This window comes from Peristeroidobacter agariperforans, from assembly GCF_004138335.1.
Classification (GTDB): domain Bacteria; phylum Pseudomonadota; class Gammaproteobacteria; order Steroidobacterales; family Steroidobacteraceae; genus Steroidobacter; species Steroidobacter agariperforans.
On the sequence record NZ_RYFW01000010.1, the window covers coordinates 44,121 to 56,330 of the forward strand.

At 59.7% G+C, this 12,210-nt stretch carries 11 protein-coding genes; 5 read left to right on the forward strand and 6 right to left on the reverse strand.

From position 1 onward, the window contains the following. The first annotated feature begins 521 nt into the window (after window positions 1-521). Complete coding sequence (locus EK373_RS32785) at window positions 522-1,457, forward strand: SDR family oxidoreductase (RefSeq protein WP_157994650.1); 936 nt, start codon at window positions 522-524, stop codon at window positions 1,455-1,457. A 1,176-nt stretch (window positions 1,458-2,633) separates the two neighbouring features. On the opposite strand, the gene EK373_RS32790 is transcribed toward EK373_RS32785, so the two are convergent. Then, entirely contained in the window at window positions 2,634-4,007 is a 1,374-nt protein-coding gene (locus tag EK373_RS32790; RefSeq protein WP_129649590.1) for a glycoside hydrolase family 6 protein, read from the reverse strand. Between the two features lie 228 nt (window positions 4,008-4,235). Here EK373_RS32790 and EK373_RS32795 point away from each other — a divergent pair, with 228 nt between their 5' ends. Continuing rightward, the gene (locus tag EK373_RS32795; RefSeq protein WP_198683847.1) at window positions 4,236-4,925 is read left to right on the forward strand and encodes a DUF1349 domain-containing protein; all 690 of its coding nucleotides are present in this window, start codon (window positions 4,236-4,238) and stop codon (window positions 4,923-4,925) included. Between the two features lie 31 nt (window positions 4,926-4,956). Here the strand turns inward: EK373_RS32795 and EK373_RS32800 are convergent, their stop codons facing one another. The 3 genes from EK373_RS32800 to EK373_RS32810 form a co-directional block, all read right to left on the reverse strand. Then, window positions 4,957-5,337, reverse strand: coding sequence for a RidA family protein (locus EK373_RS32800; protein ID WP_129649591.1), 381 nt, complete (start codon window positions 5,335-5,337; stop codon window positions 4,957-4,959). Window positions 5,338-5,506: 169 nt separating this feature from the next. After that, window positions 5,507-6,079 (reverse strand): NADPH-dependent FMN reductase, encoded by a 573-nt coding sequence (locus EK373_RS32805; protein ID WP_198683848.1) that lies wholly within the window; start codon window positions 6,077-6,079, stop codon window positions 5,507-5,509. After that, entirely contained in the window at window positions 6,069-6,506 is a 438-nt protein-coding gene (locus EK373_RS32810) for an SgcJ/EcaC family oxidoreductase (protein WP_129649593.1), read from the reverse strand. The genes EK373_RS32805 and EK373_RS32810 overlap by 11 nt, the downstream gene beginning before the upstream one ends. Window positions 6,507-6,611: 105 nt before the next feature. On the opposite strand from EK373_RS32810, the gene EK373_RS32815 reads away from it, so the two are divergent. After that, window positions 6,612-7,520: a LysR substrate-binding domain-containing protein gene (locus tag EK373_RS32815; protein ID WP_129649594.1), complete on the forward strand. Its 909-nt coding sequence runs from the start codon at window positions 6,612-6,614 to the stop codon at window positions 7,518-7,520. A gap of 44 nt (window positions 7,521-7,564) precedes the next feature. Here EK373_RS32815 and EK373_RS32820 read toward each other — a convergent pair whose 3' ends face one another. Further along, complete coding sequence (locus EK373_RS32820) at window positions 7,565-9,436, reverse strand: IPT/TIG domain-containing protein (protein WP_157994651.1); 1,872 nt, start codon at window positions 9,434-9,436, stop codon at window positions 7,565-7,567. A gap of 484 nt (window positions 9,437-9,920) precedes the next feature. Here EK373_RS32820 and EK373_RS32825 point away from each other — a divergent pair, with 484 nt between their 5' ends. Beyond that, on the forward strand, window positions 9,921-10,604 hold the full coding sequence (locus EK373_RS32825) for a hypothetical protein (protein ID WP_129649596.1): 684 nt from the start codon (window positions 9,921-9,923) through the stop codon (window positions 10,602-10,604). A 2-nt stretch (window positions 10,605-10,606) separates the two neighbouring features. Then, window positions 10,607-11,746, forward strand: coding sequence for a hypothetical protein (locus EK373_RS32830; RefSeq protein WP_129649597.1), 1,140 nt, complete (start codon window positions 10,607-10,609; stop codon window positions 11,744-11,746). A gap of 108 nt (window positions 11,747-11,854) precedes the next feature. Here the strand turns inward: EK373_RS32830 and EK373_RS33300 are convergent. Beyond that, window positions 11,855-12,210: hypothetical protein (locus tag EK373_RS33300; RefSeq protein WP_157994652.1), on the reverse strand; the 356-nt coding region annotated here is incomplete at its 5' end.

Here is a 12,210-nt window from a genome sequence, read left to right on the forward strand (position 1 = left end):
TTCACTCATGACGGTCATCGCTTACTACGGTGGACGGCGCCCGGCGCCCGAGCCACACGGAACTTATCCAATCGATTGGTGACGGACTACCACTGGACGGGCAGGAGAATTCGAATCAATACAACCAGCTCCCCGTCAACACCGCAAACTGTTGCAACTACATCAGCACGGCCATAGTACACATGCTCGGAAGCTCTTAACTGACGGCCGACCTTCCGCCAAAAGAATTGACTTACGGAGATTCAACACTGATGGCTGCAGCAATCGAGTGCTGACATTGCGCACGCACATTGATCTGTGAGCCACGTTAGTAAGAGGGACATGAGGGCGAACTTATGCCGGACTCTGAGGACGGGAATGAGATGGCGCTGGCTTCACCTACGCGTCGACGCTTTCTGAAGCAGACCGCGCTCGCGACCGCAGGCGTATCCGCAGCAAGCTTGCTACCTGCCACGGCACAGGCTGCGACACTGGAAGCTGAGAATGTAAGGCCAAGCAAGTGTAGCTCCGAGAAGATTCCCATGAGGAAAGTGGAAGACAAGGTGGCCTTTATCACGGGAGGCTCTAGCGGAATCGGTCTCGGTATCGCAAGAGCGTTTGTAGACAAGAAAATGAAGGTCGTAATTGGCTATCGGACGAAAGCACATCTTGAGGAGGCAATGAGATTCTTCGAAAAGACTCGCGACCGCGTTCATGCGCTCAGCGTGGATGTCACCGATCGCCAAAGCATGGAAAAGGCGGCAGCGGAGACGGTTCAGGTATTCGGTAAGGTTCACGTTCTGGTCAATAACGCAGGCGTGGTCGGTTTTGCCCCCCTGAGCGGAACAAGCTATGACGACTGGCTATGGATGATGAATGTGAACGTCCATGGTGTGTTCAATGGCGTGCATTCCTTTCTGCCGCGCATACAGGCACACGGAGATGGCGGGCACATCATTACAACGTCATCTATAGCGGGACTGTTCGCCGGCAGTGGCGCGGCGAGCTACATAACGTCTAAGTTTGCCGTGATAGGAATGATGGAAGCATTGCGGTGGGAGTTAGATGACTCGAACATCGGCGTATCGGTGTACTGCCCTGGCATGGTCCGATCCAACATCATCCACTCGAACCGAAATCGTCCGGGCAATCTTGGGAATACAAGCTTTGACCAACGTCCAGAGACGATAGCAGCCGTGGAGAAACACATGAAGAACCCAGAAATCGCCATGGACCCGCTGAAAGCGGGTCAGCTCGTGCTGCGTGGAATGCGCAATAATGATCTATATATTCTCACACATCCTGAATACCGTCAGATCATGAAAGATCGCCTCGAGGCCATCATCACCTCGAACCCAACCAATCTTCACCCAAACAACATGCAGAAGGAGGTGATGCGCTCAATGCGTCAATCTATTTATCGTAGTGAGCTTGACCGCAAAACTTGCACCGAAGAGCGCGGCGAAACAGCCAAGTGAGCCAATGAATCGCAGGAACAGCGCGCCAGCTGTAGCCGATCACGGAAATGCGATTATTCTTTCGCTGGTACAAGCCTTGCATTTCCGCGACAGTCTGGATCTCCGGGCTAGGGTTTAAACAGCCGTTTGCAGCGGCTCGTTGGCCTCCTCTGTCGGGATGATGTCGGGGATCTCGGCGGATGCCTAGCGCGTCCATCAATGCCTATGCAGGCGTGCGGCCCTTTAAGCGGTAACCCTGATGACTGCGCTCGAGGTTGTAGTATCGTATCGCATCGAATCGATCCTGATCACGCCGGATCTCATCAACGCCGATGTACCACGTTTGACGGCCTTATACGCGGACACCAGCGTGTGAGAGCAAGCTCAAGCGACCCGACTATCTCATTGTCGAGGAGGCCATGACAGCGAAGGAATCAAAGTTCACTGCCCACCGATCAGATGGAACGAAGATCAAGATCAGCAATGCCACACTCGGGGACTATTTAAGATCGAACTCTCGCTCGGTGTGACCGTCGTCGGTGACGGCAATCCCGCGATCGAGCACCATGTGCGTTCGACTCGGACACTTCTCGATCACTATGACGGCTCGACTGCGAGTACCAAGTAGCAGAAGCGCGCGGTCGTACGAGCCCGGTGACCCTCCGGCCACCAGCGAGGACAGGGCACGTTTGGCGGCCGATGCGGAGTACCTCAAACCCGAGACTACAGTCGCGCGAGCAGGCGTGCATCGACGGCATCTGACCTGAACACTGACGCGCACATCGGCCCGTAACGGTAAATGTTCGGTGAGAGGCCCGTGGCACCCATGTGGTTGGGGAAGATAAGTCTGATTCTGCGCACCGGCGTTGGTCCATGACGCCCGAGCGTTGCAGGAGGCGCAGCTGGCCGAGCCGTTGTTCGCTGACCCGATCCGTCGGTCCACCTTCACATCGTTCCATCAAGAACGGACGGACCCAACTTTCTGTGGCCAATAAACTAATCACACTCACCGGCTCCGATGAGAATGACTTCCAGATCGAGAGCATCGGGTAAGGTCGGCTGTGACGCTTCCGGTGTTTTGCTACAACGCAATCCTTAGCGAGGAACAGCATCGACAAGAATGAGCGGTACACGAGAACTCTCCATCACCTCGATCACATGTTTCGGTTTGCGCGGTTCATTGCGCAGCCAGCACTCTCACAGACGCGGCACCGCCTTCTTCGCAAGCTCCAACGCCTGCTCGGAGAACCAGGCGCCTGCCTCCGGATCTTTGCGCCCCCACAGGGGATCGAATGTTTGCTGCTCGAGGAATATCGTCGGCCAGCCAGGCTCGCTGTATGAGCTGTAATCCCAGGCGCGAACTCCGCCAGCTGCCGCGCAGGAGCCATCTGACTCGCCGACGATCTTGATCCAAAGATAGGCGTCGACGAGAGCATTGCCGGTTGCCGCCGTCGGGCGAGCGCCGGCTCCTGCACCGGGCAAATTGCACCAGCTGCCGGCCGCCAGGGTGGAGATGACGTTCGAAGGCTGATTGTAGGGTGATTGTGCGTACAGCGTCATGCGCCCGGGTGGCTCGGTCGCGTACGTCGGATCATTTGGCGAATTGGAAGCGTGTACCTGGCCGTTGCGACTGGTGTCGATGATGAAGTGCGTCGGATTCTGCGGCGGCCCGGATAGATTGTTCGCGTACCATTCGTCGGTGAGCGCCCAGGTGCTGTAATCGTCGGCGTTGGCTGGATAGTACTGGCTGGCGCAATAATCATAGTGTCCCAGTCTCCAGCCGCCGTCCGACGGATCGCTCGCGAATGCGATGCAGTTGCTGATCCACGTGCCGTATTGAACCTGCGCAGGTGTAGGTTGGTAGTTGGAAGCGTTCAGGAAAAAGCCCGAAGTGCTGGCGACACCCGCTTGCGCAAGACGACTTGCTATCGTGCCCACCGCATGCCAGCGACTGTGACCTGCATCGACATACACACGGGTTCCAGGCAATGCACCGAGAGTATCGATTGCATGGCGCAGCTGTGTGTAGCGATCCACGGTGAGCTCGCCCGTCGGATCGTAACCACAATCCACCGGCAGATTGGCCAGAGCGTCCGGCTCGAGAATTACAATAGCCTCGCGGTCACGGAGCGCGCCGCCAATCGCGTCGATCCAAGCCACATACGCGGCCGTCGTCTGCGCACCACCGCCGGAGTAGCTGCCGCAATCACGACCCGGTATGTTGTAGAGAACGAAGACCGGCGTCGCCTGCTGAAGCTTGGCCTCGAGCAATGTACGTCGGGCGACCTGCGCAACCTCCTGCGGCGAACCACCGACCAACCACGTTGCCTGCGGCACGAGCACCAGTTTGAGCAGGAGCTCGGCGTTTTTATACTGCCGCTGCCGAATTAGTTCATAGATCTGTTGGAGCGCCGCCGGGTTCGGACTTCGCACATGGAATCGGACGTGAGACTGCCCGCCCCTATCGTTGTCCTTGGCAATGGCCGGCGCAGCCACGCCAGCGAGAATTATGACAGCGCCGCTCAAGAACGCGATTGTCACGGAGCGGAGCGCGCGGGCGAGCTGAAACATAGCACCTTCCCTCGGTTACGCGTCACCATACAGATGTCCGTTCACAGCCCCACCTTGGGCTGTTCTGGCAAGCGCTGTCATTGTCCGCCGATCCGCGGCGATGTCAAACGTCTTGCCCCAAGTCCGCACGACGGATGAGGACTCGAGCGATGTCTTCTATAGTATGGCTATCACGGAGAGACGCTGGGAATCGTCGACGACCTCGGGCCAACTCGACCAGGAGCGAACATGATGTTGAACAAGGTCCCATTTGCTGCGCTGATTGCCGCCATGTGCATACCAGCGCTGGCCTCCGCAGAGGACCCCGGCCACAGCGTTAGCATTGCCTTGCCGGGGATCACCTTTACTCGTTCGCTCAACGGAGCCGGCGAGAACACCAAGATCAGCGGCAGTAAACTAACGCTCACCAGCGCGGCGAAACGTGACAACTTCCGGGATCCCAACGGAAAGCTGTCGAACAATACGGCGCCCGTTCTGTTGGCCGCCGTCGACAACAAGAAGCCATTCACGCTGACGGCGCGAATAACACCGACATTTGTCGAAACCTACGACGCCGGTGCGCTCTATATCTGGGTCAAGGACGATCTATGGTTGAAGATGGCCATGGAGATGGACGAGCGCCGCCGCACTCGGATGGTCACGGTCCGCACCACCGGTACATCGGATGACAACAATCACGAGGTGATCTCCGAACGCGGCGTGCATATGAAGATATCCTCGGATACCCAGACTGTCGGCTTCTACTACTCTACGGACAACCAAAGCTGGCAGCTCCTCCGACTCTTCAGGAATGAGTATCCCGAAAAAATATGGGTGGGCGTCAGCGCTCAATCGCCGCTCGGCAATGGCACATCCGCGACGTTCGAAGACGTGTCTCTTACTCCGACCAGCGTAGCCGACTTCCGCTTGGGAAAGTGAGCCGAAGCAGCAACCTTTCGCTACTGGCAGGCTAGGCCTCAGCGATGGCTGCAACGGAAACCTTCAGGCCGGGGATGCGCACAGGTAGCTTCGCGCCCTGACGGGCCGGCGGATCGGACGGGAACCACTTGATCCACTCCTCGTTCATGCCGGCGAAATCCTCTTCATCTGCGAGCACGACAGTGACGCTAACGAGCTTGTCCAGGGAACTACCTGCTTCCTCGAGGATGGCTCTTATGTTGGCCAGACACTGAGCAGTCTGCTCTTGAATGGTCGTTCCTTTGATCGCGCCACTCAAGGGATCGACCGGTGCAGTGCCTGAAACGAACACCAGACCGGCTGCTTTGACAGCTTGACTGTATGTCGCCGGCGGCTTGGCCGCCTTTGGCGTGAATATGATTTGACGGGTCACTTTGTCTCCTTCGACGGCGTCGGTGGGAAGTGGCGTCTTCTAGTGCTCGGCTAACAGTGACAGCGAACGAGGCGATAATGCCTGCCAGCTACGCAGCTTGCCACAGCGTGCGAAGCGGTGACATAGATCTGGTCGAATGGCAGTTACCACACGACCAGGCTGCGGATCTTCAAGACCCGCGTCCGGTCTTCAGCGTTTGAGCCCACCATCCCAGTTCGTCGAGCATCGTGGCAGCCGCGCGATTCAATGAAGGAAAGTCGGATAGGCTACGACCCTGATCTCGCACGGCCGCGTACGGCTCCACTCCGATGTGCACGGCATTTCGAGTACACGCCATCTGCAGTTCGATACAAATGAGCCGCAGGTGCTCGATGGCGCGAACGCCGCCGTTGCCTCCATAGCTGACAAAGGCCGCCGGTTTGCGATTGAACTCGTAATAGGCATGATCGAGCGCGTTCTTCAGGACGGCCGGGATGCTCCGGTTGTATTCCCCTGTGACGAAGATGTACGCGTCGAGCTCGGCAACTCTGGTCCGCCAACGCGTTGCGACTTCGTCAGCTGGAGCTCGCGCTGCAGGCGCCTGGGGCTCGGAGAACAGTGGCATCGGATAGACGCGGAGGTCGATGGTCTCTGCGGCGAACGAGGCGCGCTCAGAGATCAGCTCTCGAATCCATTGCGCTGGATGATCCGCGAAACGTGCTTCGCGCGTTGTGCCAATGATGATTCCAACGTTACTTGTCACGGCTGAACCTTTCGTCGCGTGCTGCGAGTATCTTGGTGTTGTGTGACGCACGGATCGCCCACCTGCCATCGCGGCGGACCAAGACCATCGTGATGATGCCTCCAGCATCCGCAGCTGGTCCGCCCGTGGGCGGCATGAACCCGGGCCAGTACCAGTGGGCGTGCACCAAGGCAATGCCATCGGCGAGCAGACGAATCGAGGAGACCTGCAGCTCGTAGCTCACCTTTTGTTCGATCACCGAAGCCGGCACTGATTCGTGCCCTGCTACGTTCTCCGCGTTGGACCTCCACCAAAGCCCCGCGTGCGTGACAAAATCCGCATCGTCGGTAAACAATGCGCCCCAGGCCTGCATGTCGTGGCGCCGCCACGCCGCCAGGTACGTCTCGAGTAGTTTGCGAATCGCTTCCAACTCTGCTGCTGCTTCCATCTTTCGCTCCAGGATGGTGAGTGGCGCATCATAGAAACGGACGCGTGGCTCAGACAGAGGTAGAGCGGAAACAGTATGTCCACAGGCGTGGACGCTGGAACAGGAATGCTGAATCTCAATGATGTTTATTACTTCGCGCAGGTGGTAGAACGCAAAGGGTTTGCGGCCGCAAGCCGCGCGCTGCACGTACCGAAATCCACGCTGAGCAAGCGCGTGGCCGCGTTGGAAAAAGCACTGGGCGCGCGCCTGATCCTCCGCACGGCGCGTAGCTTCGCGGTCTCGAAAGTTGGCATGGAGTTCTATAAACATGCCGCTGCAATGCTGTCAGAAGCCGAGGCGGCCGAGCACCTGGTCAGAAAGCGGGTGGCCGAGCCGAGTGGCGCCGTTCGAATGACGATGTCCATGACGACCGCGCAGCTCGCCATGCCCAGCCTGCTCTCGAAACTCGCAGCAAGCCACCCGAAAATCCAAGTCGAATTGCACGCGACCAATCGGTTCGTCAATCTGGTCGATGAGGGCTTCGACATCGCTGTACGCGCACACTACAACGAGTTGCCGGACTCCGGACTAGTGCAGCGGCGACTCGGTCATTCACCCATGTACCTGGTCGCATCGCCGCGCTACTTGAATGCGCGTGGCGCTCCCAGGCAGCCTGAAGATCTCGACCAGCACGAAGCACTGCTCACGCAGCCATCCTCCGCGCCCGTCGTTTGGAAATTGTGGAGCTCAGCCGGTGGGACGCACGAGGTGCTTGCGAGCGCCCGCTACTATCTCGACGAACCGCTCACCTTGCTCAACGCGGCTGTCGCAGGACTTGGGATCGCATGTTTGCCGAAGGCGCTCTGTGCGACCTCGATCGAGACGGGCGCGCTCGCGCGCGTGCTGCCGGAGTGGAATGCAAGGGGTGCAACCATCACGGTGCTCACTGCGCACCGAAGATTGCAGTTGCCTGCGGTCGCCGCCACTCTGGAACTTCTGACGACGCAGTTGCGTGTCGTCATGCGATTGGAATGAATGAGTGAACGCGTAGCTGGCGGCTGCAGTGCGCGCTGGAGAGCTCAGCGCGCGTTGTCCGGTATGTATTCCACCAACACCCCGTTGGTGCCCGCAATGAGCAGCGTCCAACCTTCCGCCGTGATCGTCATGACGACACGCCGTAGCGGATCGCCGGCGCTGGCGCTGGGTGACCACGATCGTATCGGCGTGACGGTCGTGCCGGTGAGGTCGTAGCTCGACAACTGTCCGGTAGAGTCGTAAGCATAGATGCGAGGCAGATTCGGCGAGAACACCGCAGCGATCGTGTCCGCAGACAGCTGGCCCAGCAGCTGGAAATCGCGGTCGTACACGTCGGTATTGTTCAGGAGAATACGGCTGCCCGTTCGATCGAGCTGGATGGCGTCAGCACGCATGACCTGGTCAATCCTGCGCAACGTGCTCGTCGCCGAATCGTATTCATACATCTCTGCAGCCGCCGCCGAGCTGGCGATGAGCACACGCGAGCCGTCGCCAGCCGCGCCGGCCACGCCGTTGTCGAACCAACCGTCTTCCGATCCCGTCCCGAGAACGACCTGTTCGAGTGAAGGCGAGTCCCATCTCCCAGCCGCGTCCATGACCGGTGCGACACTCGAGTACAAGTAGAGCGGACGCCGCCCGCCGCTGATCGCGGCGGACACCATCACTGCGCGGCCGTCGTTGGCCGCGGCGATGGAATTGATGAAGTTGTCGGTCCAGCCTCTGTGCAGCGTCGCGTAGCGGCCCCCGCCCAGCTTCAAATTCGACAACGCCATCCCCGATTCGCTGCCATTGCCGCCTAGCCAAGTGGCGTCGGCTTCACTGAGCAGCAGGGATTCGCCGTCAAGGGAGAACGTCATCGCCTTGAGCTTGTTGTAACTCGTATAGGCATTCGCGCGTACCCACGAGCCGGCGCCAATCGGCTGATACGTGTAACGGGCCACGAAATCCGGCGTGCCCTCTGGCTGATCCACGGCGACGAAAATGCGCTGACCGACCGCGTCGTAAGCAATTGCGCTAGGTTCTGCATTCGCAGCTGCACCCGATGGCAACGGCAGGTGAGTCGAGACATAGGGCGCGGGAGCAACCACTTCGAAATTCGCATCGGAAAGGGCCGACGCTGCGTTGTCCGTCAGCGTGATCGCGTGACTGCCCGTGCCGAGCGAGCCTGGCGTAGTGGCCCGGATCTCGCTGGCACTGACAATGTTGAAGGAGGTCGCATCGACACCGCCAAACTGGACGCCGGTGACGTCGGCCGCATTGAAGTTGACGCCGCGGACGATGACCTCGCGCTCACCGAACAGCACCCCGAGATACGGCGCCACTGTGTAGACCTGGGTTCGATCGATGTTGACGTTGACCGTGACGTACTTGGTCTGGGTCGGACCGACCACCCTGAGCGTTGGGTGGTAAACCCCATTTCTCAGCAAACCTCCTGACTCATCGACCACCACGTCGACCGGCGTGGGATCCGCCGTGCTGCCGCTGGCACGGGACAGCGTCAACCAGGACTCAGCGGTATCGAGGAACCAAGCCTGCTCCGGATAACCGATCACGGTGAACGAGCGCGTGCGCTCGGTCGTGGAGGCGCCATTACGCAGTGTGAATTCCAGCGGCGACGCCGAGACTTTCAAGCCACGCCGCTCGTACGTGACGCTGACGGTCTTCGGGCTGCCATCGAGCTGCTGAGTACAGGCGACTTGCGCGCATGCCCTGATCGTGACGGTCGCCGAGTGCAGGCCGGGATCCAGCAGGTATGGGTCAATCGGCCTCACCTGAACCGATCCATCCACGGTCAGATAGGCCTCGATGGCGCTACCGTCGACGACTGTCTGATAGTAAACATCGTTGCGCTCCCTGCCGGTCACGTTCATCGTAATCGTTTGAGTGGGCGGCGCCGACCATTCGTCGTCCGCCATGAACACGAAGTTCAGCGACTCGCTCGAGACGCTGAATGAACCTGCTGATTCCGCCGGAGGGTTCGGATCGCTCGAAGGCGGCGGCGTGTTCGGATTGCCCGAAGGCGGTGGTGTGTTGGGGTTGCCTGACGACGGTGGCGGCGCGACTCCTGCGCCACCTCCCCCGCCGCCTCCGCCACAAGCGCTCAACAGAGAAACGCAAAGAATGCCGACAGCCAGAGACAACCTGCGCGCACGACACCGCATTTTTCAAGGCTCCCGCTGAGCAATTCCGTTATGCCTTCGCCGCGCACCCACCGCCACGGGCGAGCCTACTTATATGTCATTCGGGCGAGAGCGACCTTATAGCACGCTGTGCGCGGGGACGAGGATGGCCAGTAAAATGGGTTATGTCATCTGTGATCATGGCTGAATCTCGCTGCCATGACGGTTGATCAGTTGGAGATCAAGCGCCGCCCCAAAGCGGTCTATCCACGGGACCACCGTGCACGAGGGCTTGGCCGTGCCCAAACATTCGATACTCGCAGTGATCACAGTGGCGGCTTGCTGGCTCGCGTCGCATGCAAGCGCCGACGAGTGTCGCACCACCCTGCCACGCTACAGTAAATTCCTGTTCCCGCAGTTGTTGTCGGCGCTGGACAAATCCTGCCTGACGACGCTCGACAGAAAAGAACAACTGTTCGTCGCGGGCATGGCGGAGTACTTTCTGTCGAACTGTGACGTTCCCACGCTGCACCGACTCGAGCTGCAGAAGTTCCTCACCTCCTCCGCCTTGGTCGGCGCCATGGGCAGCGAGTACAAGACGTCGAGTTTGGGCGATGGCCTCGCCGACCAGCAGCTCAGCGGCACGGCCTATGCAACCGGTGGCAGCGTCGCCCGCGACATCGGCTGCCAGGGCTCGGCCCCGCTCACCAAAGGCCTGCTCGCGTACCTCCATCGGACCGGCTCCGCCGATGGTGAAGGCGCCAGGTACGTTCGAGGCTGCGCCGAATACTACCGAGGCAGGTACACCGAACAGAACTGCCAGTGTCTGGCGGATCTCGGCCGATCCGTCCATCCCAAGATTCACTCCGCCGAGTTCTCTCCCGAGAGCATCAAGAACATCATCGAGAGCAATCCGCTCGTGGGGCTGACCATCGCGTTTCAGTGCGGCATTGGCGACTACTGACAATGGCGGGACGGGATACCCGGATCCTCAAGCGCATTTCCGGCATTCTGGCCGTCGGCGCCATGCCAGGCGCGCTGCTCGGATTCATCGGCGACTTTTTCGTCGCCCAAGGCGGCTGGGCGATCGTGCTCAGCATCGGATTGCTGTCGCTGATTGCTGCTGTCTACCTGCTGGTGATGCTCGCGCTGTTTCCGAGCAAAGCCAGGCGCAGCTGGTGGTATCGCGTTACAACCTCCGATGGCGACATGGAATGGTTCTGGGAAGGCTCGCCCTGGCTCGCTCACGGCCTGCACGTGGTCGTCATGTTCTCGATCGCCAGCATGGTCATGGCCTCGCAGTCCTACCACAACCGGCAGGACGGCGGCCTGATGGCCCAACTATTCGACGTTGTCGACGGGCTGCAAAAAATCCGCAGCGAAAACGAAAGAATCGCTCGTGACGTCCGGGAAACGAAGCAGCTGATCCAGGACAACCGCCTCGATGAGATCGTGCGGCTCGGATTCAATCCACCTGACCGCGACAATTTCATCAAGGCCTTACAGGCACGCCACTATCGGGCAGTCGAGCTGTTCCTGCAGACCAATGTCGGGCTGGATGACGGCCAGGTCGTCACCGCCTACGTCGTGAACGATGCACGCATCTTCGAGCTGCTGGCACAACATCCGGAGCACTCGACCGGCCGCGACTGCGTGCGGCTCTTCGGCATACTCACGCCCAAGGACGTCGAATCCATGCCGGATGCGGCGATTCCGATGTTCAAGAGTCTCTGCAACCGGAAGGTGATGCATGTTTTCGCACGCGAAAAGCTGACACAGGCGGGCACTACGTTCGCCGAGAACGAGCATAGGTATCAACGTCAGCTCGCCGCTCGCCGTGACATCAAAACGTGCATGACGGAAGAGTTACGTAGTGGCGGCCAGCCGCTACTCGATGAAGCTGCCCGGTTCAAGTTCTGGGAACATCAGGAAACGCCGCGCGAGACCATGCTCGCACAACTCGCTTCTGTCGTAGCGTTGGGGTTCGGAGATATTCAAGGACCCGTGCGCGAGTACTGCACCCTGCAAGCTTCGCCACAACGCCACTTCGACGATCGCGAGGTCAGGATGTGGCGGACCATCCTGACCTGGACCAGCGCCACCTGATTTAGGGTGTCTGCGACTCTCTTTGGAAGACTGGAAGCTCACGGAGGCGAACCCCACAGCGCCTCACCGGATGGCTTGGCGCTGTGGGTACTGCTCACTTATTCATAGTCACACCAGGCGTTGCACCCCCGTGTGTAGCGAGCTCGTCGGCTGCAGCGTCTGTGGAGCGATACCGAACTGCGCATCGCTCATCGTTGTCGTTGCGGGCACGACGCCGATGTTGGTGAGGTTGCGATTCAGGCCGTACTGATATGCCAGATCGCCACCGATCGCTGCAGTGTCGCTGCCTCCGGTGTGGAAGTCGAGCAACGCCGTTGTCAGCGCCCAGCTCGTCAGCGAGGGATGTGCGGCCCGCGCCAGGTCGAACTGATTCACCAGGCCCAGGAAGTCGAATTGCTCGACCTTCTGATCCTTCAGCGGATCGGCGCCGCCGGCGGCGAAGTCCGCCATCGCTTCGGCGATCA